Origin of the sequence: Nodosilinea sp. AN01ver1, from assembly GCF_050565655.1 — a bacterium.
Taxonomy (GTDB): Bacteria; Cyanobacteriota; Cyanobacteriia; order Phormidesmidales; family Phormidesmidaceae; genus Nodosilinea.
In genome coordinates this window covers 92,788-115,891 of the sequence record NZ_JBNXVS010000005.1, presented here as the reverse complement: position 1 = coordinate 115,891, position 23,104 = coordinate 92,788, and the positions used below count along the sequence as shown (strand labels likewise).

Genomic DNA, 23,104 nt, shown 5'->3' with positions numbered 1-23,104 from the left:
TGGCTTCGCCAACGCGAACGCTTCGCTCAACACCAACTTACCGCAGAACTTTTGTCAGTCAATCAGGTAGCAAAGCTAAAACAAAAGGGGGGCGATCGCGCGATCGCCCCCCTTTCACACATTAACTGGCTAGACCGTTAGCCCAGCAGCGCCTTAGCCTTGCTCACCACGTTCTCCACGGTGAAGCCAAACTTCTCCATCACCAGGCCGCCGGGGGCAGAGGCCCCAAAGCGGTCAACGCCAATCACGTCGCCTTCGGCACCCACGTAGCGGCACCAGCCCATGGTGATACCTGCCTCTACCGCCAGCCGCTTGGTCACCGCCTTGGGCAGCACCGACTCCTGGTAGGCAGCATCCTGGGCGTCAAACAGTTCCCAGGAGGGCATCGAAACCACCCGCACCTGGGTACCCGCAGACCGCAGTTCCTTAGCCGCATCGACGCAGAGGCTAACCTCGCTGCCGGTGCCGATTAAAATCAGGTCGGGGGTGCCATCGCAGTCGTCAACAATGTACGCACCCTTAGCCACCCCTTCGATCGAAGAGCCGGGCAGGTTGGGCAGGTTTTGACGGCTAAAGGCCATCAGCGTCGGGGTCTTGCGGTGCTCGACGGCGATCTTGTAGGCCCCGGAGGTTTCGGTGCCGTCGGCGGGGCGAATCACGATCAGGTTGGGGATGGCCCGCAGGGAGGCGATAGTTTCCACCGGCTGGTGGGTGGGGCCGTCTTCGCCCAGACCAATGGAGTCGTGGGTCATCACGTAGATCACGCCCGCCTGGGAGAGGGCCGACAGGCGAATCGCCGCCCGCATGTAGTCGGCAAACACCAGGAAGGTAGCGCAGTAGGGAATCAGGCCCGAGTTGTGCAGGGCGATGCCGTTGCAGATCGCACCCATGCCGTGCTCGCGGACGCCGAAGCGCAGGTTGCGGTTTTCGTAAGCCCCCTTCTGGAAGCTGCCGGAGATCTTCAGCTCGGTCAGGTTCGAGTGGGTGAGGTCGGCGGAGCCGCCAATCAGCTCGGGGATGGCTGGGGCCAGCGCGTTGAGGGTAACCTCAGAGTTTTTGCGGGTGGCCAGGGCCTTGTCTTCGGGGGTGTAGGTGGGCAGCGCGTCGGCCCAGCCCTCGGGCAGCTTACCCGCCAGCATGCGCTCGAACTCGGCGGCTTCAGCGGCGTACTTGCTGCGGTAGGTAGCCAGGGTTTCTTCCCACTCGGCTTCGAGGCTAGCGCCGCGCTCGATCGCTTTGCGCATGTGGCTGAGGGCGTCTTCGGGTACTTCAAAGTCGCCATGGCTCCAGCCCAGGTTTTCGCGGGTGAGCTTGATCTCGTCGCCGCCCAGGGCCGCACCGTGGACGCCGGCAGTATTTTGCTTGTTGGGCGAACCGTAGCCGATGGTGGTGGTGACTTTGATCATCGAGGGGCGATCGGTGACGGCCTTGGCGGCTTCGATCGCTTTGGCGATCGCGTCCAGATCGGTGTTGCCGTTCTCCACGTGCTGCACGTGCCAGCCGTAGGCCTCAAAGCGCTTGGCCACATCTTCGGTAAACGAGATATCGGTCGAGCCGTCGATGGAGATATGGTTGTCGTCGTACAGGGCAATCAGCTTGCCCAGGCCCAGGTGACCACCCAGGGAGCAGGCCTCGCCTGAGACCCCTTCCATGTTGCAGCCATCGCCCAAAATGACGTAGGTGTAGTGGTCAACCAGGGTGCAGTCGGGCTTGTTGAACTTGGCCGCCAGGTGCGCTTCGGCCATGGCCAGACCCACGGCGTTGGCAATGCCCTGACCCAGGGGCCCGGTGGTGACTTCCACACCGGGGGTTTCAAAGTTCTCGGGGTGGCCGGGGGTGCGAGCGCCCCACTGGCGGAACTGCTTGAGGTCGTCCAGCGTCACACTGTCGTAGCCGGTCAGATACAGCAGAGCGTACTGCAGCATGCAGCCGTGGCCCGCCGACAGCACAAAGCGATCGCGGTTAAACCAGTAGGGGTTTTTGGGGTTAAACCGCATGAACTTATCCCACAGCACGTAGGCCATGGGGGCAGCGCCCATCGGCAGACCGGGGTGGCCAGATTTGGCCTTTTCCACCGCATCAATTGCTAAGAAGCGAATGGAATTAATACAGAGTTCTTCCAGGGATTGGGTTGCAACAGCCATAGGTTCAACAGCTTAACGACGGGTTTTCGGAGCAGCACGCAGCATTAGGGGTAGCCCAGGGGCTAACACGGTCACCGGCCTGAATAAATCAAGACCACACACAAGACACCACACATATTGCCTTGCCTTTCAGCAGACCCCGCAACCAGACGATTGTCAATACCCCCTGGTTAGGCAAGGCACAACGCTCGGGTGCCTAAGGGCAATTTTCTGGGGCAAGCCTTAGGTTATTATACCTATCAACTTGTCTGATTCGTAGCGTTAGCTACGGTATTTCTTGAACACCAGCGTAACGTTGTGGCCGCCAAAACCGAAGGAATTGGAGATGGCCACTTCGATAGGCATAGGGCGGCTCTGGTTGGGAACGTAGTCGAGGTCGCAGCCCACATCGGGGTCGTGCAGGTTGATCGTCGGTGGGGCCACATCGTTGGCGATCGCCAGACAGGTCGCCACCCCTTCAATACCCCCAGAGCCGCCCAGCAGGTGCCCGGTCATCGACTTGGTGGAACTCACCGCCACCTTGTAGGCCGCTTCGCCCAGGGCGGTTTTAATCGCCTGGGTTTCGGTGGGGTCGTTAGCGCCAGTGCTGGTGCCGTGGGCGTTGATATAGCTAATCTTGCTCGGCGACACCCCGGCATCCTTGAGGGCCAGCTGAATGCAGCGGGCCGCCCCTTCGCCACCGGGCACAGGGGCCGTCATGTGGTAGGCGTCGCAGGTCATGCCGTAGCCGACAATCTCAGCGTAGATGGTCGCTCCCCGGCTGAGGGCGTGCTGCAGCTCTTCGAGAATGAGAATGCCGCAGCCCTCGCCAATCACAAAGCCGTCGCGGGTTTTATCAAAGGGGCGGCTGGCGGTGGTGGGGTCGTCGTTGCGGGTGGAGAGGGCGCGGGCCGAGGCAAACCCCGCCAGCGACAGGGGGGTCACCGCCGCCTCGGTGCCGCCGCAGATCATCGCCTGGGCGTAGCCGTTTTGAATCAGCCGAAAAGCGTCGCCGATCGCGTTAGACCCGGCGGCACAGGCGGTGACAGGGCAGGTGCTCGGCCCCTTAGCGCCCGTGTGAATGGCGGTCAGCCCCGCCGCCATATTGGCGATCATCATCGGAATCATGAAGGGGCTACAGCGGCTGGGGCCACGGGTGAGGTAAATTTCCTGCTGGTCTTCGAGCACCTTGAGGCCGCCAATGCCGGAGCCAATGCAGGTGCCAATTTGCTCGGCGTTGAGGTCGGTAATGCTCAGCCCAGAGTGAGCCAGAGCGCGCTGACCCGCAATCACCGCAAACTGGGAGAAGCGATCCATGCGCTTGACTTCTTTTTTGTCCAAAAATTCGCCTGGGTCAAACCCCTTGACTTCGCCAGCAATTTGCGACGCGTGCTGAGACGGGTCGAACAGGGTGATGCGATCGGTGCCGCTACGCCCGGCCACCAGCCCTGCCCAGTACTCGTCTAGACTATTGCCAATGGGGGTAATGGCATCCATGCCAGTTACCACAACGCGCTTTGAGTCAGAGTTTGCCATAGCCAAAAATGGGGTAAAACCAGGGAAATTTTATAAAGGGGTTGGCCGTGGGGTAGATCAGAGTTTGGGGCATCAGATTTAGGGCTGTGAACTGGCCTTGTCCCCTAAACCTGACCCCCTATTCCTCAAAACCTGACCCTATCCGTTGGCTGAGCCTGAGATGGCGACCTAGGCGGCTGCTTTTTCTTCGATGAAATTAACGGCATCCTGCACGGTAGCAATGCCCTCTGCCGCTTCGTCGGGAATTTCAATCCCGAATTCTTCTTCCAGGGCCATAACCAGCTCTACGGTATCGAGAGAATCAGCGCCCAGGTCGTTGGCAAAGCTAGCCTCGGGTTTAACGTCAGCCTCTTCAACCCCTAGCTGCTCGCTGACAATCTTTTTGACCTTTTCAAAAGTCTCTGCGCTCATAGTTCTCCAACGCCTCTTTGTACAGATTAATCGACAACAAAAAACCTTATCATCCTGCGACCCCATCGAGACGAAGATCTGACGTTAAGCCCCAGCATAAGGCCGCCCAATTTTGAGCATTTCTCCATAGTATCGGAAAAAAGTATCCGCAAAGGAACCCTACCAGAACTCTGTTGCCCGGTAGCCCAGTTCTTCTAGCATGACCCGCAGCAGGGGCAGGCTGAGGCCAATGACGTTGGTGTGGCAGCCCTCGATTTTTTCGATGAACATGCCGCCTTTGCCGTCGATTGAGAACGCTCCGGCGCAGGCCAATGGCTCGCCTGAATCGACGTAGGCTGCGATCGCGGCGTTGTCTATATCGGCAAAGTAGACGCGCGTTACGGCACTGCGCACCAGGGTAATGCCGCTGGGGGCGACCAGGGCATGGCCGGTGTGAATTTCGCCGATATTGCCCCGCATCGACTGCCAGCGGGCGATCGCATCTTCCCTATTCTCAGGCTTGCCGTAGATTTTGCCCTGAAAGGCCATCACCGAGTCGCAGCCCAGCACCAGCGCGCTGGGAAACTGAGGCGCGACCGACTCGGCTTTGCAGCGGGCCAGGGTGGCCACGTAGCTGGGCGGAGCCGTAAGCGCGACCTGGTCTTCGTCAAAGTTGCTGGGGCAGACAAAGGGGTGAATGCCCGCTCCCACCAGCAGCAGGCGGCGACCCTTAGAGGCTGAGGCAAGCACGAACTGGGGTCGGGGAGAGGTCGGCATGGCTGAGGTTGACTACGAACAAAGAACGCCCTGTCTAAAAATGCTCGCGGCTAAGGCACCGGGTGCTTTGCGAGGACTATCAGTTGACCTTCAACCAGCCCAAAGCACCCGGTGCCTGAATCACCTGGCTAGGACACCTTAAAGGAAGCCACCGACTGCTTCATCATGTCTTTGACCTTCTCCCAGCGGCCCTCGTCGGTGGAGGCATTGAAGGTGTAGAGTTTGCCCCGTCGCACAATGGCGCTGGCCAGGTTGTGGCGCGGCCCGGCGGGCAGGTCGGCCAGGTATTCGAGAATGTAGTAGGTCTTGTCGTCGGGGGTGCTGATCCGCTGGGCGCTGAGCAGATCAACGGTGCTTTCGTCGCCTGACAGGGCGCTAAAGCTCTTGGAGAGCTTATAGCCGACTTCGGTGGGGGTGCCGAGGTCGTCGAGGTCTTTGCCCTCGGGCACCTCGCTGACCACCACGCTGACGTTTTCGGTCTCGTGGATGATGTCGTGGAACACCACGTCGGCGGCACCGGGCACGTTGACCTCAACCCAGCCGGTAGGGTACATGAACTCGTAGCCCGAGTACTGGTCGGCGTAGGCCTGCAGCCCGCCACCGCCGCTCACGCAGCCCTGGAGGGTAACAGCAAAAACAATTAAAAGCACTGTGGCCAGCCGCTTCAGCATGGGTCGACGTCCTTGGATCACGATCAGCAATAATTGTTAATTGTCTCACACGGCTGCTCAAGCCTGCTTCTGAAAAAACAGCAGATGCTGCTCGGGCAGGCTGTCGTCGGTCTTGAGCCAGTTCAGACCCACGGCGGCCATTTCGCGGCGCACCTGGGCTACGCTCATCTTATGCAGGCGCTTGATCATCACCAGCGGATTTTCGGCCCGGTACTCGGCCAGCACGACCCGTCCGCCGGGCTTGAGCGCCGCTACCACACCCTGCATCATCTCGCGGGGGTAGGCAAACTCGTGGTAGGCATCGACCATCAGCGCCAGATCGATGGAGTTGGGGGCCAGGTTGGGATTGTCGATCTGGCCGAGAATAGGCTCTACGTTTGCGATCCCTTTGGCTTCGAGTTCCTGCTGCAGCAGGGCCAGCATTTCGGGCTGAATATCGACGGCCAGCACCTTGCCCTGGGGCACCAGGGGGGCGATGCGGCGGGCAAAGTAGCCGGTGCCAGCGCCAATATCGGCCACGACATTGGTGGGGGCAAGATCGAGGGATGCGATCGCCACCTGGGGTCGTTCTTGCAGGGCTCGACTGGGGCGATCGAGCCAGCCTGCTCCCTGGTGGCCCATGGTTTGGGCGATTTCGCGGCCCAGATACACGCGGCCAATGCCGTCGGGGCTGGGGGCAACGGTTTGATAGTCAGGCCTTGTATCAGGGCTAGCCTGTAGGGCCGGGGCACCACAGGCAGTTAGACCCCAGAGGACGGCAACTAGGGCCAGGTAGCGTAGAGCAGAGGCGATTCTGGGACGGATACTCGTTCCGAGTCGGTTCCCAAACGCGTCGCGAATCGTAGCCCAGGCTTGGGGCTGGCTATGGGGCAATGCAGTGGGACGAGTCATAGGGCAGTGGCGAAAATCAGGCTTCTACTGGAGCAGGGGTGGCCGGTTCTAGCTGGGTGATCAGGGCCAGGTTGACCTGGTCCTCGGCAGGCTGGCTCAGTTCGGCGCGCACGTTGGGACCAAAGAACGATTCGATTTTGGCTTTTTTCTCTACCCAGGTCGAAAAGGATACCGTGGTCGAATCAAACTCCAGCACCAGGGCATAGCTGCCATCCATTTCTGTCTCGTGGAGACCGCTGAGTTCAGGGCACTCCTGCCCCGACGGGCTCAGGCCCAGCTTTTGCAGGGCGACATCCAGGTGGGCTTCCTGGCCGTAGCGGTAGCGGGTGACATCCTGGCGCACCTGGTTTTGGGTGGGAGTGGCCTGCTCTTCGCGCAGCTTGAGGACATCTGGGGAGGTGGGCTGGGTATAGGGCGCAGGCTCTAGCTCTGCCGCCCGCAGCGCCAGCCCGCCCAGCAGCACGGGAATGCCGTAGAAAAACCCGACCAGGTTAAGCGTGGAGTTGTCCTGAAAGTAGGCGACAAAGCCAATGATGGTCAGGACACCCCCTACCGCCAGCAGCACCAAGCTCAAATTTAATCGCCCCAGCATACGGTCCTCACGTTAGAAAAGCTTACATGTCTAATCATGCCGCCTTGTGGGTGAGAAAGGTAGGGTAGGGCGGAGGATGGGTGAGGTGAGGAGGGTGAGGTAGGTGGAGAGGGTGAGGAGGTGAGAAGGGTGAGGTAGGTGGGGAGGGTGAGGAGGTGAGGAGGATGAGGTAGGTGGGGAGGGTGAGGAGGTGAGGAGGGTAGAGAAGAAAAGAAGTTCAAAGTTCAAAGTTTTTCCGGCGGAGGTAATGCGTTTAGGCCAAGCCAACCCGCAGACACAATTTTGAATTCTCAACTTTGTTCGCGCAGCGTCTCCAGAGAAGAGACTTCGCATCCCCTCATCCCCTCATCCCCTCATCCCCTCATCCCCTCATCCCCTCATCCCCTCATCCCCTCATCCCCTCATCCCCTCATCCCCTCATCCCCTCATCCCCTCACCTTCCCTACTCTGCGGGACGCCGCTATCGCTTGTACAACCCATTCATCCATCCACCCACCTACTCCCATTCCCGGCCCAGCTCAATCTCCCCCGCCCAGCGCTCTAGCGTAATGCCCACGGTTTGCTCTAGCTGAGCGACGGTGTTGAGGAAGGCGATGCGGGCGGCGAGTTCGTTCGTTTGGGCATTCACCAGCGATTCTTCCTGGTTGATCAGCTGAAACAGGTTGACTCCACCGCGCCCGAGGCGAAACTGGGCCTGGTCGGCTTCGAGCTGGCGACGGGCGTTGAGGGTGGCTCGCTCGGCGGCCTCTACCTGAAGCAGGCTAGCTCGGGCCTCGTTGAACCCGGCCACAACATCGTTGCGAATTTGGTCTTGCAGCTGGGCCAGGGTATTGTCCTGCTGCTGCAGAGCAATGTCGCTGGCGACGCGGTTAGTTTCGGGGGCGGGGTCGCCAAAGGTGCGCGTGGCGACTAGCCCAACGGCGCTGCGATCGCTGTCCCCCAGGGTGCCGTCGGCCACAGCATTGAGCTGCCAGCGCAGGTTGTCTTGGGCCAGCAGCAGGTCTAGCTCCTGCTGCTGCCGCTGGAGCTGGGCCTGGCGGTAGTCAGAGCGCTGGGCCAGGGCCTGCGCCACCAATTCTTCCGACTTGTAGGTGCCGACCTGGGCCGCAGCGGCAGTAAAAAGCTGGGCGATCGCATCTACCGAAGCCACAAAGCGCAGGTCGGCATCGGTACCGATCAGGTTGAGCAGGGCGCTGTTGGCCTGGTCGAGCTGGTTGCGGGCATCGACCAGGTTGCGCTGGGCATCGGCGAGCGATCGCTCGGGGTCAAACAGGTCGATGGGGGCACGCCGTCCGGCCTCGACCAGGGCCTGCAAAATTTCTAGCTGCTGCTGGCGGCGCTCCAGGGCCTGGGCCTGAATCTCCACCTGGGCCTGGGCGTTGATCAGGTCGTTGTAGCGAAAAATGGCGGTGGTCAGGGTATCGATCAGGGTGCTGCGCAGGGCCAGCTGGTTGCGGGTTTCGCCCAGGCGGGCCTGGTTGAGCGGGGCCTCGTTGACGGCCCGACCAAAGCCCCGCAGCAGCGGCTGACTGACTCGAAACTGCAGCGCCTGACCGTCCTCGAAGGGTGTCAGGCCTACCTCAAATCGGGTGCCCAAAGGAGTGGTGAGGGTGGTATCGAGACGCACCTCCTGGTCAAGGTCGGTGCGATCGCCCCCCAGCAGCACCGACCCTAAGGTTTCATCGATGATTTCCTCACCACCAAACTGGCTTCGAGCCGCATCGGCCCGAATGGTGGGGGTGAAGCGAGGGCTGAAGGTCTGCTCGGCGGCAGCGAGCTGCTGCCGTTGCACAATTCGCTCTAGCGCCTGGTTGCGCAGCTCGCGATTGCCCTCCAGGGTGAGATTGAGCAGCTCGGGCAGCGTCAGGGTAACAGTGTCTGAATCGGTAGTCACACCACCGTTTGGAACAGCAGGTTCTGCCCCTGCCGCAGGTTCTGCCAGCGGCAGCGATTCTGCAAATGCTGGCAAGGAGAGGGTAACTAGCCCCAGGGTAAACCCCATCCCCAGCCCCCCACAGATCAGAACCGTCATGATTCTCATGCTTTCAACCATAAAGCACTACTCTCTGGAAGCGAATGTCTTGATTATGCTGGCTTTCTTCCTTGGGGAGACGCAACGCGAACGACTGCGCTCAGCCAGCGGGCTTCGACTGCGCTCAGCCAGCGGGCTCGACTCGCTCGGCCCTACTCCCCTCGCAGCGCCTGCACCACGTCGATCTGCGTTACCCGCAGGGCGGGCAAGAAACTCGCCCCCACCCCCACCCCAAAGGCCGCCCCCATCGACAGAGCTGCATCGCGCCAGTTGAACTCGTAGGGAGCCTCAAAAATAGTGGTGGTAGCGGCCTTGGTCAGCAGGTGTACGGTGCCGACCGCCGTGGTGCCGCCGATCAGGCTGAGCAAAGCGGCTTCGGCAATAAACTGGGCCATGATTTCGAGATCGGTGGCCCCGATCGCACGGCGCAGACCAATTTCGCGCGTGCGCTCCATGATCGCGGCGATGGTGATATTGGCGATGCCGACGCCGCCAATCACCAGGGCCAGCAGGCCCACCGCCTTGAGCACGCGAATGGAGGCTCGCTGGCGCTGTTCTTCCTCGTAGAGGTCTTCGACGTTGCCGCCAATGTAGGTTTCGTAGCCAGGAAACATCTGCTGTAGCTGGGCTTCAACGGCGTCGCGGGTGGTGGCAAAGTCGTCGAGATTTTGCAGGGCAATTTGAATTTGCCCCCCAAAGCGAAAGCGCCCCTGTAGCAGATCGCCGTAGGGTTCGGGCACCCAGAGACTGCCGGTGGGTTCGCCGTCTTCGCTGCCGTAGAGGTCTTTGTTTTCGATTAGGCCGACGACGGTGAAGCGAGTACCGTTGATAAAAATACCTTCCCCCAGGGGCGGAGCCTGCTGAAAGAGCTGCTGCGCCAGCACGGTGTCGATTACAGTAACGGGACGAAAAGCATCGAAGTCTTCGCGGTCAAAAAAACGGCCTGCCAGCACCTGTCGCCCGGTGGTGCGCTGGTAGTTTTCTGACACGCTAAAGGCGTCAAGGCTGTCGGTCACGGTGCCCTGGTACTGCACCTCTGACCCCCAGAGCTGGGTGACGCGACTAATGCTGAGAATGCCGGGTACCGCCTGCTGAATTTCGGCGATCGCGGTTTCGTCAAACTCAACCGGGGGGCGATCGCGCCCGTAGACAAAGGGCGTGATGTTGGGGTTATCCCTGGCCTCTAACCGCTCTTGCAGCACTCGGTTAGCGATCGTGTCGATATTGAGGGTGGCGTTGACGGCGGCCACGCCCATGAAAATGCCCAGGGCGGTGAGGCCAGAGCGCACCCAGTTGCCGGTCACATCCCGCAGGGTGGTGAGGGTGAGATCGAGGGGGGAGAGGGGCATGGGGAGGGGGGGGGGTGAGTGGGTGAGTGGGAGTTGGTCGGTCCCTGAGCGGAGTCGAAGGGAGCGGAGTCGAAGGGAGCGGAGTCGAAGGGAGCGGAGTCGAAGGGAGCGGAGTCGTTTGTCCTGTGGACAGGCTTCGCCAACGCGATAGCGTCTCCCGTAGGGAGAAAGGGAGGGCGTTAGGGGGAGGGACGATCGCCGCTTTGGGATGAACCGGGGGAGGAGGTTTCGACGGTCATGCCTTCGACTAGGGGCTGATCGGGTGGGGCGTTGAGAATGACGGTGTCGGTCTCCTCTAGCCCGGAGAGAATTTCGACGGCTTCCAGGGTGTCGAGGCCGGTGGTGATGGGGCGCTTTTGGGCGCGGCCCTCGCCATCGACTACCCACACGAAGGCTTCGCCACCGTTCTGCTGAATGGCGTTAGTGGGCAGGGCAAGGGCGTTTTCGCGCTGTACCAGAATGACTTCGACGCTGACCGCGCTGCCCGGAATTAGCACGCCGCTGGGGCGATCGAGCCGGGCTACGGCCTTGACCATGGCCTGGGAGCCGCCGCCGCCGTCCTCGCTGTCTGTAATGGCCTGGGGGGCAATGCTGATGACTCGTCCGGCGTAGCTGGCGGCGCTGGGGCCAATGACGCTGACCCGCACGGGCATGTTGACCGATACTTTATTGGCGTCGAGGGTCATCAGGTCGAACAGCACTACCTCCTGGGCGGGGTCGCCGACGGTGAGCAGGTTGCCCTCGCTCTGCACGCCGTCGCCGGGCTGCACGTCGATGTTGAGCACTACGGCGTCGAAGGGGGCGACGATCGCATTGTCGGCAATGCGGGCGCGCAGGTTGGCCAGGGTAGCCTGGTTTTGGCGAATTTCTAGCTCTGACTGCTGCAGGTCAACTTCGGCTCCGCGCAGCTCTGACTGGGCGGTTTCGAGATCGTTGCGATCGCCGTCATAGTCGTCTTCTGAAATAAACCCCTGCTCTAGCAGCGACTGCGACTCGCTCAGGCGCTCCTGGGCTCGCTGCACCGTGCGCTGGCGGTCCTGGCGCACCTCGCGCTGGCGCTGGCGCTGCAATTGCAGAATTTCGGTTTCAATTTGAGCTTCGTCGAGCTGCTGCTCTAGGGCGCGATCGCGCAGCCGCAGCAGCACCGTACCCCGCGCCACCCGCTGCCGTTCCTGCACCAGCACCGACTCTACGGTCACATCGCCGGGAGCCTTGAGGGTTTGCTGGTTGCCCAGGCTGATTACCCCCGAGGCATCGACGCGGTTTTCGAGGGTGTCGCGGCTGGGGTTGCCGGTGGCGACCACCACTGGCTCAACGCTGCGGCGCTGCCAGGTGCGGTAGCCCCACCAGCCGCCCAGGCCCAGCACCAGCACCAGGCCCGAGGCGACAATCCACTTCAGCCCGGTGCGCTGCTTGGTAGCTGGGCCGTCGCTGTAAAGATCGTCGTCAAAAAGGCCAGGGCTGAGCGGTTTAGCGGCTATATTGCTCTGCTCTGCACGGGTTTGCCCCCAATTGGCCTGACCCGAATTGGCCTGATTTAACGGCTGCTCCACTGCTGGGTCAGAGGAGGCCAGTTCGGATGGAACGGTAGAGGCATCGGGGTGAGGGTCGGGCAGCACGGGGCACCATTTAAACAAGTCGTTTCGTCGCCATCCCGCCACCTCGCACCTACAGCGGTGTCAGGTGCCCCAGTTCGGCGGGGCTGAGGTGAGCGTGGGTGACCTGGCCATCGCTCATCATAATAATCCGCTGGCTGTGGCTGGCCACCTCGTGGGAGTGGGTCACCATGACGATGGTAATACCCCGCTGGTGCAGGGCCTGAAAAATGCTCAACACCTCCGCTGCCGACTGCGAATCGAGTGCGCCAGTGGGTTCGTCGGCCAGCAGCAGCACCGGCTGGTTGACAATGGCGCGGGCAATGGCAACCCGCTGCTGCTGGCCGCCCGACAGCTGGGATGGGCGCTTGTCCATGCGGTTGGCCAGGCCCATGTGGGTGAGGGCGGCCTCGGCCCGCCGCCGCCGCACCGCTCGCCTCACCCCGGCGTACATCATGGGCAAAATTACGTTTTCGAGCGCGGTGAGGTTGGGCAGCAGCTCGTAGCGCTGAAAGACAAAGCCCAGCTTGCGGTTGCGCAGCCGGGTGAGCCGGGTTTTGCCCACCGTTGAAACGTCGGTGCCATCGAGCCAGTAGCGCCCGCTGGTGGGGCGATCGAGGCAGCCGATGATATTCATCAGCGTCGATTTGCCCGAGCCCGACTGGCCCATAATGGCGCAGTATTCGCCGGGCTGAATGGTGAGGTTGATGCGATCGCAGGCCCGCACCGCCGCCTCGCCCATGCCAAACACCCGCGACACGTTCTCCATTGCGATCGCCGCTGGCTGTGGCCCAGAGGATCTGTTCATCATGAGAAACGGCCCTTCCTACCCCTCGGGGGCAGCGGGGCCGACAATTTCGCGCACACGGTAGATCGGGCGCTGCTGCGACTCGTGGTAGGTGCGCATCAGCAGCTCGGCCAGCAGGCCAAAGCTAAACAGCTGAATGCCCGCCAGCAGTAGCACCACCGCCAGCACCAGCAGGGGGCGATCGCCAATATCCTGGTCGGCCAAAAACTTGACCAGGGTGAGGTACAGGCCCAGGGCAATACCCGCCGCCATCGAGGCCAGCCCCAGACTGCCAAAGATGTGCATGGGCCGGGTAAGAAACTTTTTCATGAAGTAGACGGTCAGCATGTCCATCACCACTCGCAGGGTGCGGCCCAGGCCGTACTTGCTGGTGCCAAAGCGGCGGGCGTGGTGGGTGACTGGCATTTCGGTAATGCGCGCCCCTTCAATAAAGGCTAGGGCGGGCAAAAAGCGGTGCAGCTCGCCGTACAGGTTGAGGTCGTGAATCACCTCAGCCCGGTAGGCCTTCAGCGAGCAGCCGTAGTCGTGCAGCGCCACGCCGGTTACGCCTGCAATCAGCCAGTTGGCAATCTTAGACGGAATCAGCCGGGTCAGGGTGTTGTCCTGGCGGTCTTTGCGCCAGCCGCTGACCAGGTCATAGCCCTCGTCAAGGCGGTCGACTAGGCGAGGAATGTCGGCGGGGTCGTTTTGCAGGTCGCCGTCGAGGGTGACTACAGTGCCGCCGCGAGCGTACTTAAACCCGGCGGCCATGGCGGCGGTTTGACCGTAGTTGCGGCGCAGCAGCACCGCCACCAGGTGGGGATACTGCTGGGTTAGCTCGCGCAGGCGATCGCTGGAGCCGTCGGTGGAGCCATCGTCAACGCCAATGATTTCGTAGGTTCGCTCCATGCCGTCGAGCACCTGGGCGATCGCCGCCACCAGCGCAGGCAAACTTTCGTACTCGTTGTAGATTGGCACCACCACCGAGATGGCTACCGGGGCAACAGCCCCCGATTCAGGGAAGGCAAGAATGGGGCGAGCAGCAGGGGTCATAACAGCGGTAAATGGCGGGGCAGATCACCGAAATACGCCAGATGCCCCTTGAGTTTAGCCGAAAGCCCATCGTGGCGCGCACTCACCAGCTACTGTTTCGGCGCTTTCGGCTGGTAGCTCACCATCACTCGACCCGCCCGCCGCCGCTGGCCGTAGTAAGCGGCACTGACCGGGTCGCTGAGATCGCTCAGCGAATCGAGGCCGATGCCGTTGCGGCCCTGGTCAATGCCCGAGCTGTGGATGTACTGGCCATTTCCCAGGTACAGGGCGACGTGCTTGGTGCGCTCTGGGGTGCCAAAGAAGATTAAATCGCCCGGTTCTAGCTCGCCCCAGCCAATCGGTTGAGTAAAGGCTTCCTGCTGGTACGAGTCGCGGGGCAGGCGAATGCCCACGGAGGCAAAGGCCGCCTGCATCAGGCCCGAGCAGTCGTAGTTGGGGCCAACGGTGCCGCCCCACAGGTAGGTGTTGGGGGTGGCCATAGCCGTATGCGTAAAGGCGATCACCTCGCTCAGACGCGCTTCAATCGCCGCGCGATCTAAAACCGGGGGCTGGTAGGGGCGATCGGCAGGCCTGAGATCATGGCCATCGGCAGCGCTAATCCAGCCCGGATAGTCGTCTTCGCAGAGCACAACAGCCAGAGATCCCTGACCCGGTTCTTCAGCCAGCCGCAGATGCCGACCCCCTGCCGCCTGGGTCACCAACCCCTCTAACTCGGCGGTTTTATACAGATTTAGCCCCCGACCACAGACATATTCTTGCCCCCAGGACAGTGCCAAGGCCTCTATCACTCCCATCTACTCACCCACCCATCCACCCATCGACCTCATTCCTTCGCGCCTTCTGGCTTGCCGCCGGTATTGCGCACGTTAATCACTTTTTTGAGCACGTTAAACCAGAAGGTTGACCCCATGGAAATGGCAAATCCGCTGACCAGCCAGCCTATCAGCCGACGCGGAATCAGAGGAATTGGCCACGACTCTTCAGCATCGAGCTGTTGCTGCACCACCGTCTCGCTGTAGCCCAGGGGAAAGGGAATTTCGTCGAGGGCCTGGTTGACGGCATCCTGCACCTGCTCTAGCTCTTGGCCAAAGTCACCGGGTGAATCGGCCACCAGCTGGTCCGCGGTTTGGGTGATCGAGTTGCGCAAAATGGGGTCTACGGCTAGGCGGGTGGCAATGTGAAACGAGTCGGCGTTGATGGAGACGGCGGTGGCAATGCCAATCAGCAGGGCGACGGCCTTGGCGTTGCGCTTGTAAACCCCGGTGGCTCGCTCCATGCCGCGATCGAACCACTTTTCAATCTCGTGGCCAAACAGGGCCACGTCGTCGCGGGCGGCATCGGCGGTGACTTCAACCTTGCGGGCGATCGCGGCCAGGCTGCTGCGCAGAGCCGGGGTAATGGGGGCCTGCGCCAGCCGCTCGAGCAGCGCTCGGGCCTCGGGATTGCCCCCCTGGGCCAGGCGGGTTAGCTCGCTGTAGACGGGGCTGGTGCTGTCAAAAATGTCGAGCAGCTGAGCCACGCTGGGGCGCAGCTTGTTGAGCAGGGCCGCTCTTTCCACGGGGGTACTGGCTAAACCGCGCTGGATATACTCCAGGCGGCGCAAAAAGGTTTCGGTGAGGGGATGGTTTTCGGGCAAAATGTCTTCGGCCATCAGGCCAAAGTCTTCGAGTCGGTTGACCACGCGATCGAGGCTTTCGGGCAGCGAGACAATACCCGCTTTAAAGTCATCGACAATTTGCCGCACCCCCGTCTCCAGCTGCTGTAGCTCGGCATTGAGCAAAAACTCGTTGCCGGTGCTGGCCTTCAGGTCGCTGAGAATGTTGCTGACCGGGGCCAGCACGCGATCGCGGGCAAAGCCGTAGATGCGATCGTTGGCCAGCACCTGCCAGAGGTTGCCCAGCTGCATGCGCTCCAGCAGGCTGTTGGCAAACGCCTCGGGGGGGATATAGGAGGGGCCGCTGGTTTTGCCAGCCCCGAATACATTGCGCTGGCCAGTCAACGTGCGGTAGATGCGGCCAATCAGGTGAGAAATACGGCGGAACGATCGCGCGATCGACCCCTTCGCCTCCTGATTCAGGCTGCGAATCCAAGGGCTTTCATAGAGGGCATCGGCCAGTTCCTGGGCGGCGGCTTCTTTCTCGCGCTCGTTACCCGCTAGCAGCACCTCAATTGACTGCTTTAAGTGCTCAGCTCGCCACTGCAAAAGGGTACCGATGATCTCTTGAGTCTCGCTGGCCAGCAAGCTCAACACAAAAAAGATAAAGACCAGCCCCAGAGCAATGTCTAAAACTATAGGAAAGTTCATAGACTACCGCACAATTCTTTATTTTCCAAAACTTGGTTTATTTGGTATCAAGCGTTCGACAAATGCTTTGCGTCAATAGTCCTCAAAAGTAGCTGTTTGCCCCTTTGCAGACTTGTAGTGCAGCGAAAAAGGCTCTAGCTAGTGACTAGAGAACATCAAAAATAGGCGAGCCAACCTCATAGAGACTTGGTTCGCCCATTGTACTCAAGTGACCCCAAAACGGATCACCCTGCCCAAAAGCCCGGCTGGTTTTCTTGCTTCCCGGCCGATTTATTCGTCGTCATCTTCGAGCAAAGTACCGCTTTCACCCAACTGCTTCAGCCGAATGTGCTTGCGGCCCAGAGTAATTTCAAACTCGTCGCCGGGCCGCAGCCCCATTTGCTTGGTGTAGGTGGACCCAATCAAGAGGTTGCCGTTTGACTGCACGGTGATGCGAAAGCTGGCGCTGCGGCCGCCCCGTCCGTTGCCGTTTTGGCTGCTGTCCAGCTGGATGCCCTCAGCTTCAATCAGCGCGTTCAGAAATTTCATCATGTTGACCCGGGGACTGCCCGATTTGGTCAAGGTGTAATACCCACAGGCTTTTGCCTTGTCTTCTTTGCTCAGATCATCCAGGTCTTTAACCTTTTGCAATAGCTCTTTGCCGACCAGTGGTTGTACTTGAGTTGCGTTAGCCATTAACTCTATTCTCGTTCACAACGGTTTTCAGACATTTTTGAGCAGGGGTAGTAAAACTGTATCCGCCCAGCCTCACCTCAATGACAACACGCAAAATCATACTACAGTGAAATAATTTTTGCATGCTATTTTTTGACCTCTTAACGTTTTCTCCTCCGAGGTTAAAATAACTGCCCTTTTGCCCTACTTAAAACTACTAAAAATGCTGGCTAACTAGCTCTTTTAACCTGCCGCTCAGCGAGATTAGGCCGCTGCCTCAAGAGCCGCCCCGGGCTCAAGGCGACCCCTAACTTGCACCCCGATAGGGATGGACTAGCCTATTTAGCCCCTGCCGCGATTCGCGAAGCGTATAGCCTACGGCATCCCAGAAACGGGAACCGACTCGAAACGAGTATCCGTCCCGGAATTGACCGCTGGAACCGTTTTGCTCCCCAGAAGCGCTGCCAATTGGTGCCACACCAGCGTCATCAAAGGCTAACTTTTTGGCCAGCGCCGAGGCGGTTTGAAACGTCGTGCCATTGGTCGTAACGGTCGAAATTTGCCTAAAACCCCCTATCCTGCAGGAAGCTGTCTGCGCTTGTGAAACGGAGTTTCGACCTGCCCTTAACTCTTTTTGAAAGGCGGCAGGAGGGGCCAGGAATTACCCGCTACAACGGCAGAACGTCCTTAAAACAATGCTTAAATCTAGCCTATGAAGCTCACCACTCGCGGCCACTACAGCGTCAAAGCCCTGCTCGACCTGACCCTGCACCCCTCTCGGCGGCCCGTTTCGGTGAACACCATTGCCGATCGCCAGGGCCTGCCGCCGCCCTACCTAGAAAAACTGTTAATCGACCTGCGGCGGGCCGGTATTGTCGAGTCGGTGCGAGGCCCCCATGGCGGCTATCGCCTGGCCAAGCCCGCTGACCAAATTTTTTTGGGCCAAATTTTAGAGGCGGTGGGTGAACAGGTAGACCCCCTACCTCGCCACAGCCCCCAGGCCGATCAGGCCGAAGACTGGGTCACCTTTGCCGTCTGGAACCGGCTCTCGCAAAAACTCAAAGAAGCCCTCTATAGTATTTCCCTGGAAGATCTGTACTTCGATGCCCGCAGTTGGCAGGCGGCCCAGGGGGATGATGTCAGTTTTGTGGTTTAACCTGCTGGCGGACGGTCGGGCCGTGGCGGTGGTACTGGCCGCTGTTCTCGATCGCGTGGTTGGCGACCCCTGGGGCTGGCCTCACCCGGTTCAGGCGATTGGCCAGGTGATTAGCTGGGGGACGAAGGGTGTTTTGCGCCTCAAGGTATCCCCTGTGGGGGAGCGATCGCTGGGCGTTGGGCTGGGGCTGGGCGTGATACTCGGCAGTGGCCTGGTGGGGTGGGGCCTGGTGCGCCTGAGCGGAATGATTCATCCTGTCGTTGGCATGGGGTGCACCGTTGTGCTCTTGGCGAGCTGTTTTGCCGGACGCAGCCTGCGGCGAGCGGCAGAGGACGTCCTGGTGCCCCTGACGACTGGCGATATCCCCACGGCACGAGAACGTTTGGCTCTCTACGTCGGTCGCGACACCGAAAACCTGGACGAGCCAGAGATTTTGCGGGCGGTGTTCGAAACCGTCAGCGAGAATGCCACCGATGGGGTACTGGCCCCGCTGTTCTATGCCCTGGTAGGGGCGTTTTTGCCCTGGGGCAGCGTGCCGGTGGCTCTGGCCTACAAAGCCGCCAGCACCCTCGACTCGATGGTGGGCTACCGAGAAGCGCCCTACACCTATGTCGGCTGGTTTAGCGCCCGGCTTGAGGATGGTCTCACCTGGCTGCCCTGCCGCCTGACGGTGCTTACCATTGCCCTGCTGTCGGGGCGACCTCGCCCAGTACTGCGCCTCTGCCGCCGCGATGCCCCCGCCGACCCCAGCCCCAACGCAGGCTGGAGCGAGTGCGCCTACGCCGCCGCCCTGGGGGTGCAGCTAGGGGGGCGAAACGTATATAGAGGCCAGGTCAAAGAGAAGCCGCTGCTGGGGGATGCCACAGTGCCGATTACGGGCGATCGCATCCTTGCCGCCCTGGCCCTCACCCGCCGCGCCGCCCTCCTCTGGCTGGCCCTGGGAGTCACCCTTCTAGTCCTACGGGCCTGGCTACAACTCCGCTCTACCAGCGTTATTTGACCCAAATTGAGTCGAGCTAATCCTGACACCAAGTGGCGCTGATGGAATGCTGGCAGGCATTGCCCGACCCACGGTACTGTTGCGTAGGTTTATAGGCTGCATCAGGTCAGAAGCCGGATACCGAAAGCGGTGCATTGCGGCTCAAGGTCAGCATTTGTGAGTGGTTGCGTAGGTTACAGGCCGCGAATGCACCCTACACCCCTCATCCACCCTCCTACTCATCCACCCATCTACGCACCCACTCCCCTACTCCCCGTCCCCTCGCCCGGTGCGCTCAAAGCCCAGCTCAATCAGCGCATCGACCAGTTCCGCAAAGCTGACGCCGCTGGCCTCCCACATCATGGGGTACATGCTGGTGGCGGTGAACCCCGGCAGCGTGTTGATTTCGTTGATCAAGATTTCGTCCGTCGCTTCGACGTAGAAAAAGTCCACCCGCGCAATGCCAGCGGCATCCACCGCCTGAAACGCCGTTACCGCCATGTCTCGAATGCGCAGGGCGACGTCCTCTGGCACCTGGGCCGGAATAGTGTGCTGCGACTGACCGCTGGTGTATTTGGTGTCGTAGTCGTAGAAGTCGCTCTGGAAGGTGATTTCGCCTGGCACCGAGGCCCTGGGATTGCCGTTGCCCAGAATGGCGCACTCGACCTCACGGGCCACGACCCCGGTTTCGACGATGATGCGGCGATCGTAGCTGGCGGCGCTGTCGAGGGCGGCTTCGAGTTCTTTGCGCGTGGTGGCCTTGGCAATGCCCACCGAGGAGCCCAGGTTGGCGGGTTTGACAAAGCAGGGGTAGCCCAGCTCAGCCTCAATGCGATCGCACAGCTTCGGAAAAATGCAGGGGTTCGACCACACCTCCTCTCGGCTCACCGCCAGGTACTTGACCTGGGGCAGCCCGGCCTGGGCAAAGGCCGTTTTCATGGCAATTTTATCCATGCCCACCGCTGAACCCAGCACGCCAGACCCCACGTAGGGCTGCTGCATGAGGGTAAACAGCCCCTGCACGGTGCCGTCTTCGCCGTTGGGGCCGTGCAGCACCGGAAACCAGATATCGATTGTATCGACCTGCTCAAACTGGGGCAGCCGCAGCCGGGGCGTGGCCGCTGAAGCCGTCTCCTGGGGCGGCACGCCAGCGGCCAGCACCGCCGCCGCCTCGGGGCCTGCCTGCCACCGGCCATCTTTGCCAATGTAGACCGGCAGCACGGTGTACTTGTCGGCGTTGGTGCCGCTGGCCAGGGCGCGGGCGATCGCCTGCGCCGATCGAATCGATACCTCGTGCTCGCCCGAACAGCCGCCAAACACCAGCCCTACCGTTACTGTCGACCCCGTTGCTGTCACCATAAAAATTCCGCCTTCGCGCCAATTGCGGATAGGGTATCACAGGAGCGATCGCGCCCCGCAAAACTCAGAGATGGGCAAAAAAAAGCCCTGAGATCCCTCCAGGTATCTCAAGGCTTAACAATCAGGGTGCATCTACCTCTCCTTACTACGCTGGTCGCCAGACCCGTCCGGACGGTTGGCCAAAGTTTTTTGCCCCAGGGGGTGGCCTAAACCGTCGTGGCCGATATGGACTCGCCTGAAACGCTGAGTTCTAGCAAGTTGCCGTCGGGGTCGCGAATGTAGATCGAACCCAGCGGCCCGGTTGCCCCGGTGCGCGGTACTGGCCCCGCCACAATGGGAACCCCCAACGCTTCCAGGTGGGCGATAGCCGCCGCCAGAGGAGACGTGATTAAAAAACACAAATCTGCTGAACCTGCCCCAGGAGCTTGGGCATGGGGGGCAAACGGGCTCTCGACGGGGTGCAGATTGATTTTTTGCTGCCCGTAGCGCAGGGCGACGCGGCCAGCCCCAAAGGTCACCACCTCCATGCCCAGCACCGTCTGGTAAAACTCGCAGGTGCGAGCAATATCGGCAACGGTCAGCACGAGATGGTCGAGGACGAGCACTTCAATCATGGCTTTGGAGAATCAGGCTGAGGGGCGCGGGGCCTATTCTAGGGCTCATTTACAGGGTAGTGGAGCGCACTGGTAAGCCCGGGGAGCGACCAGATGAATCTTGACCAGACTGACCAGATTTAACCTCGATAGTATTTAAATCAATCTGGGGCTGCGGCCAATCGGTCATCACAGTGCATAATGCCATTGATACACGGTGTGGCAGAGTGAGCGGTGAAGTACTTTTTTCTTTCTGACGGTTGGATAACGGGCCGGGTGTGGGAGTTTGGCGGCCTGTGGAACGAGCTGGGCTGGCAGCGTAAGCCCCACATGGTTCGGCTCAACCTGTCGATTCAGGAGCAGGGCGAAACGCTCTGGCTGTACCAGGTAGAAGAGACGGTGCTGATGGTTGAGGTCAAGCCTGAGAGCACCACTAGCGAACCAATCGGGCAGGTGGTGCTAAAGCGTTTGATCACCGCTGAGCAGGTGATCGAGCGGCTCTGTGCTACCGAGGCCGCGCCCCGGCCAGGCTTTCACCCCAAGTCAGACTTTTAGTTGACGCTCTCGTCAGCCCAGGGGCAGGGTCAGCCATTGCTCTAAATAAGGATTGCTAAACACCGGCTCAATCTGGTGCCCCAATCCTCCTAGACTGATAGTGGCAGGGCGCACAACCTTGGCCCTGAGGGCTGCAACCGGCGCTTGGGGCCAGCTTACACACTACGCTTACACACTACACTTACGCACGAGGACATAGGGCGTTGGCGGTTTTAGCAATTGTGCTGCTGCTGGTGGCAGCTTACCTACTGGGGTCAATTCCGACGGGCTATCTGGTGGCCCGCTGGATGAAAGGTATCGATATTCGCCAGTACGGATCGGGGGGCACGGGGGCCACCAACGTGCTGAGAACGGTGGGCAAAGGGGCCGCGATCGCGGTGCTCGTCATCGACCTGCTGAAGGGGCTGCTGGCGGTGCGGCTGGCGATCGCGCTCTGGCCTGAGATTTCTGCGCTGGCTGCCCAGGGAGCTTTAGCGGCCCAGTGGCAGCCCTGGGTGACCATGCTGGCCGGGCTAATTGCCCTGGTGGGCCACAGCAAATCGGTGTGGATTAACTTTACCGGCGGCAAATCGGCGGCCTCGGGGCTGGGCGTTTTGCTGGGGCTGGCCTGGCCTGTGGCTCTGGGGGCCGCGATCGCCTTTGGCCTGACCCTGGCTCTCAGCCGCATTGTCTCGCTGGGGTCAATTGCGGCCGCGATCGCCGCTGCTGTGCTCATGGTTGTGACCGGCCAGCCACTGCCCTACATCGTCCTGGGGGGGCTGGGGGCGACCTACGTCATTTTGCGCCACCGGGGCAATATCGACCGCCTGCTGGCCGGTACCGAACCCCGCCTGGGGCAGCAGCCCTCTAACCACGGCGGCTAGAGCCATCACCCCCCCAAAAAAGAGACACAAAGAAACCCAGGGCCGCAGCCCTGGGTTTTGGCAGGAGTCGGGATTTTGCCAGGTAAGGGAGGTAGCTAGATGGCTTTAGCACCTCTCTAGAGGCATTGACTAGAGAGCCAGGTCGGGGGGCAGAATGACCTGATCAATGCCGTGGATGATGCCGTTGCTGGCCTGAATATCGGGCTCAACGACCATGGCTTCGTTAACCATGACATCGCCGCTAGCTTCGTCTACTTCCAGCGTCAGGGGAGTACCGGCGACGGTGGGCACTTCTCCAGAGGTGGCCTCAGCGGCGGTTACTTCTTCTTCTATCACGTGGTAGGTCAGCACCTGCCGCAGCAGCTCCTGATTTTCGGGCAGCAGCAGCTCGTCGAGAGTGCCTTCAGGGAGAGCTTCAAAGGCTTCGTTAGTCGGCGCAAATACCGTAATCGGGCCTTCGGCAGACAGAGCTTCGGTTAGATCGGCGGCCTCAATCGCCTGGGCCAGAGTGCTGAATTCCTCGGAGCTAGCCGCCACATCAACCACGGTATCTTCACCGGCAGCGGTGGAGTAATCGGTGGCAGGCTCTTCGGTCGCCATGGGTTCTTCAGGAACAGTCTCGGCGGTGGGGTCAGCAGTTTCTGCGCCACAGGCTGCTAGCAGCGCGGCAGCACCAACACTCGCAAAACCAGCCAGCCAGCGCTTAGCTTGAGAGGAACGCTTAATAGCCATGTAATAAGTCCTTACACTCGAAACGGTATAAAAAACATGCATGCGAAGTCAGCGCATGAACACGCTTCAGAGAACTTAACAATGCGTCAGGTATTCCTCCTCCATCTGAGGA

At 60.7% G+C, this 23,104-nt stretch carries 22 protein-coding genes; 4 read left to right on the top strand and 18 right to left on the bottom strand.

The annotated features are described in order from the left end of the window. Positions 1–137: 137 nt before the first annotated feature. The 15 genes from tkt to ACQ4N7_RS06675 form a co-directional block, all read right to left on the bottom strand. Positions 138–2,144 carry a transketolase gene (gene tkt / locus ACQ4N7_RS06745; protein WP_430710850.1) on the bottom strand — a complete coding sequence of 669 codons (2,007 nt, stop codon included), beginning with the start codon at positions 2,142–2,144 and terminating at the stop codon, positions 138–140. Between the two features lie 261 nt (positions 2,145–2,405). Continuing rightward, entirely contained in the window at positions 2,406–3,659 is a 1,254-nt protein-coding gene (gene fabF / locus ACQ4N7_RS06740) for a beta-ketoacyl-ACP synthase II (RefSeq protein WP_430710849.1), read from the bottom strand. Between the two features lie 168 nt (positions 3,660–3,827). Continuing rightward, the gene (gene acpP / locus ACQ4N7_RS06735; RefSeq protein ID WP_106867565.1) at positions 3,828–4,070 is read right to left on the bottom strand and encodes an acyl carrier protein; all 243 of its coding nucleotides are present in this window, start codon (positions 4,068–4,070) and stop codon (positions 3,828–3,830) included. A 159-nt stretch (positions 4,071–4,229) separates the two neighbouring features. After that, positions 4,230–4,826 (bottom strand): Maf family protein, encoded by a 597-nt coding sequence (locus ACQ4N7_RS06730; RefSeq protein ID WP_430710848.1) that lies wholly within the window; start codon positions 4,824–4,826, stop codon positions 4,230–4,232. Between the two features lie 128 nt (positions 4,827–4,954). Next, entirely contained in the window at positions 4,955–5,497 is a 543-nt protein-coding gene (gene psbP, locus ACQ4N7_RS06725) for a photosystem II reaction center PsbP (protein WP_430710847.1), read from the bottom strand. A gap of 57 nt (positions 5,498–5,554) precedes the next feature. After that, complete coding sequence (locus tag ACQ4N7_RS06720; RefSeq protein ID WP_430710846.1) at positions 5,555–6,388, bottom strand: class I SAM-dependent methyltransferase; 834 nt, start codon at positions 6,386–6,388, stop codon at positions 5,555–5,557. 16 nt (positions 6,389–6,404) lie between these two features. Beyond that, positions 6,405–6,980: a DUF2854 domain-containing protein gene (locus ACQ4N7_RS06715; protein WP_430710845.1), complete on the bottom strand. Its 576-nt coding sequence runs from the start codon at positions 6,978–6,980 to the stop codon at positions 6,405–6,407. Positions 6,981–7,476: 496 nt separating this feature from the next. Next, a complete protein-coding gene (locus ACQ4N7_RS06710; protein ID WP_430710844.1) occupies positions 7,477–9,012 on the bottom strand; it encodes a TolC family protein in 1,536 nt (511 codons plus the stop codon). 152 nt (positions 9,013–9,164) lie between these two features. Continuing rightward, entirely contained in the window at positions 9,165–10,361 is a 1,197-nt protein-coding gene (locus ACQ4N7_RS06705) for an ABC transporter permease (protein ID WP_430710843.1), read from the bottom strand. Positions 10,362–10,540: 179 nt separating this feature from the next. After that, on the bottom strand, positions 10,541–11,980 hold the full coding sequence (locus ACQ4N7_RS06700) for an efflux RND transporter periplasmic adaptor subunit (RefSeq protein ID WP_430710842.1): 1,440 nt from the start codon (positions 11,978–11,980) through the stop codon (positions 10,541–10,543). 49 nt (positions 11,981–12,029) lie between these two features. After that, positions 12,030–12,764 (bottom strand): ABC transporter ATP-binding protein, encoded by a 735-nt coding sequence (locus ACQ4N7_RS06695; RefSeq protein ID WP_430710841.1) that lies wholly within the window; start codon positions 12,762–12,764, stop codon positions 12,030–12,032. 18 nt (positions 12,765–12,782) lie between these two features. Further along, the gene (locus tag ACQ4N7_RS06690; protein WP_430710840.1) at positions 12,783–13,796 is read right to left on the bottom strand and encodes a glycosyltransferase family 2 protein; all 1,014 of its coding nucleotides are present in this window, start codon (positions 13,794–13,796) and stop codon (positions 12,783–12,785) included. 89 nt (positions 13,797–13,885) lie between these two features. Beyond that, a complete protein-coding gene (locus ACQ4N7_RS06685; RefSeq protein WP_430710839.1) occupies positions 13,886–14,590 on the bottom strand; it encodes a C40 family peptidase in 705 nt (234 codons plus the stop codon). A gap of 29 nt (positions 14,591–14,619) precedes the next feature. After that, positions 14,620–16,101: a hypothetical protein gene (locus tag ACQ4N7_RS06680; RefSeq protein WP_430710838.1), complete on the bottom strand. Its 1,482-nt coding sequence runs from the start codon at positions 16,099–16,101 to the stop codon at positions 14,620–14,622. Positions 16,102–16,371: 270 nt separating this feature from the next. Next, complete coding sequence (locus ACQ4N7_RS06675) at positions 16,372–16,776, bottom strand: AbrB family transcriptional regulator (protein ID WP_430710837.1); 405 nt, start codon at positions 16,774–16,776, stop codon at positions 16,372–16,374. Between the two features lie 691 nt (positions 16,777–17,467). Here ACQ4N7_RS06675 and ACQ4N7_RS06670 point away from each other — a divergent pair. Beyond that, the gene (locus ACQ4N7_RS06670) at positions 17,468–17,911 is read left to right on the top strand and encodes an RrF2 family transcriptional regulator (RefSeq protein WP_430710836.1); all 444 of its coding nucleotides are present in this window, start codon (positions 17,468–17,470) and stop codon (positions 17,909–17,911) included. Further along, positions 17,892–18,911, top strand: a complete 1,020-nt coding sequence (gene cbiB, locus ACQ4N7_RS06665) for an adenosylcobinamide-phosphate synthase CbiB (protein WP_430710835.1) — start codon at positions 17,892–17,894, stop codon at positions 18,909–18,911. Before ACQ4N7_RS06670 ends, cbiB begins: the two co-directional genes overlap by 20 nt. Positions 18,912–19,157: 246 nt before the next feature. On the opposite strand, the gene ACQ4N7_RS06660 is transcribed toward cbiB, so the two are convergent. Continuing rightward, positions 19,158–20,249 (bottom strand): D-alanine--D-alanine ligase family protein, encoded by a 1,092-nt coding sequence (locus ACQ4N7_RS06660; RefSeq protein WP_430710834.1) that lies wholly within the window; start codon positions 20,247–20,249, stop codon positions 19,158–19,160. Between the two features lie 206 nt (positions 20,250–20,455). Next, on the bottom strand, positions 20,456–20,863 hold the full coding sequence (locus ACQ4N7_RS06655; RefSeq protein ID WP_430710833.1) for a VOC family protein: 408 nt from the start codon (positions 20,861–20,863) through the stop codon (positions 20,456–20,458). A 213-nt stretch (positions 20,864–21,076) separates the two neighbouring features. On the opposite strand from ACQ4N7_RS06655, the gene ACQ4N7_RS06650 reads away from it, so the two are divergent. Continuing rightward, complete coding sequence (locus ACQ4N7_RS06650; RefSeq protein ID WP_430710832.1) at positions 21,077–21,397, top strand: hypothetical protein; 321 nt, start codon at positions 21,077–21,079, stop codon at positions 21,395–21,397. Between the two features lie 203 nt (positions 21,398–21,600). Continuing rightward, positions 21,601–22,260, top strand: coding sequence for a glycerol-3-phosphate 1-O-acyltransferase PlsY (plsY, locus tag ACQ4N7_RS06645; protein WP_430710831.1), 660 nt, complete (start codon positions 21,601–21,603; stop codon positions 22,258–22,260). A 129-nt stretch (positions 22,261–22,389) separates the two neighbouring features. Here plsY and ACQ4N7_RS06640 read toward each other — a convergent pair whose 3' ends face one another. After that, on the bottom strand, positions 22,390–22,992 hold the full coding sequence (locus ACQ4N7_RS06640) for a fasciclin domain-containing protein (RefSeq protein ID WP_430710830.1): 603 nt from the start codon (positions 22,990–22,992) through the stop codon (positions 22,390–22,392). Positions 22,993–23,104 lie beyond the last annotated feature (112 nt).

Bases quoted from the DNA above. Each gene is read 5' to 3' on its own strand.
- ACQ4N7_RS06660 (WP_430710834.1), bottom strand. From the start codon at position 20,249: ATGGTGACAGCAACGGGGTCGACAGTAACGGTAGGGCTGGTGTTTGGC.
- tkt (WP_430710850.1), bottom strand. From the start codon at position 2,144: ATGGCTGTTGCAACCCAATCCCTGGAAGAACTCTGTATTAATTCCATT.
- cbiB (WP_430710835.1), top strand. From the start codon at position 17,892: ATGTCAGTTTTGTGGTTTAACCTGCTGGCGGACGGTCGGGCCGTGGCG.
- ACQ4N7_RS06670 (WP_430710836.1), top strand. From the start codon at position 17,468: ATGAAGCTCACCACTCGCGGCCACTACAGCGTCAAAGCCCTGCTCGAC.
- ACQ4N7_RS06710 (WP_430710844.1), bottom strand. From the start codon at position 9,012: ATGACGGTTCTGATCTGTGGGGGGCTGGGGATGGGGTTTACCCTGGGG.
- ACQ4N7_RS06640 (WP_430710830.1), bottom strand. From the start codon at position 22,992: ATGGCTATTAAGCGTTCCTCTCAAGCTAAGCGCTGGCTGGCTGGTTTT.
- ACQ4N7_RS06720 (WP_430710846.1), bottom strand. From the start codon at position 6,388: ATGACTCGTCCCACTGCATTGCCCCATAGCCAGCCCCAAGCCTGGGCT.
- ACQ4N7_RS06655 (WP_430710833.1), bottom strand. From the start codon at position 20,863: ATGATTGAAGTGCTCGTCCTCGACCATCTCGTGCTGACCGTTGCCGAT.
- psbP (WP_430710847.1), bottom strand. From the start codon at position 5,497: ATGCTGAAGCGGCTGGCCACAGTGCTTTTAATTGTTTTTGCTGTTACC.
- ACQ4N7_RS06680 (WP_430710838.1), bottom strand. From the start codon at position 16,101: ATGAACTTTCCTATAGTTTTAGACATTGCTCTGGGGCTGGTCTTTATC.
- ACQ4N7_RS06690 (WP_430710840.1), bottom strand. From the start codon at position 13,796: ATGACCCCTGCTGCTCGCCCCATTCTTGCCTTCCCTGAATCGGGGGCT.
- fabF (WP_430710849.1), bottom strand. From the start codon at position 3,659: ATGGCAAACTCTGACTCAAAGCGCGTTGTGGTAACTGGCATGGATGCC.
- acpP (WP_106867565.1), bottom strand. From the start codon at position 4,070: ATGAGCGCAGAGACTTTTGAAAAGGTCAAAAAGATTGTCAGCGAGCAG.
- ACQ4N7_RS06730 (WP_430710848.1), bottom strand. From the start codon at position 4,826: ATGCCGACCTCTCCCCGACCCCAGTTCGTGCTTGCCTCAGCCTCTAAG.
- ACQ4N7_RS06715 (WP_430710845.1), bottom strand. From the start codon at position 6,980: ATGCTGGGGCGATTAAATTTGAGCTTGGTGCTGCTGGCGGTAGGGGGT.
- ACQ4N7_RS06675 (WP_430710837.1), bottom strand. From the start codon at position 16,776: ATGGCTAACGCAACTCAAGTACAACCACTGGTCGGCAAAGAGCTATTG.
- ACQ4N7_RS06705 (WP_430710843.1), bottom strand. From the start codon at position 10,361: ATGCCCCTCTCCCCCCTCGATCTCACCCTCACCACCCTGCGGGATGTG.
- ACQ4N7_RS06695 (WP_430710841.1), bottom strand. From the start codon at position 12,764: ATGAACAGATCCTCTGGGCCACAGCCAGCGGCGATCGCAATGGAGAAC.
- ACQ4N7_RS06685 (WP_430710839.1), bottom strand. From the start codon at position 14,590: ATGGGAGTGATAGAGGCCTTGGCACTGTCCTGGGGGCAAGAATATGTC.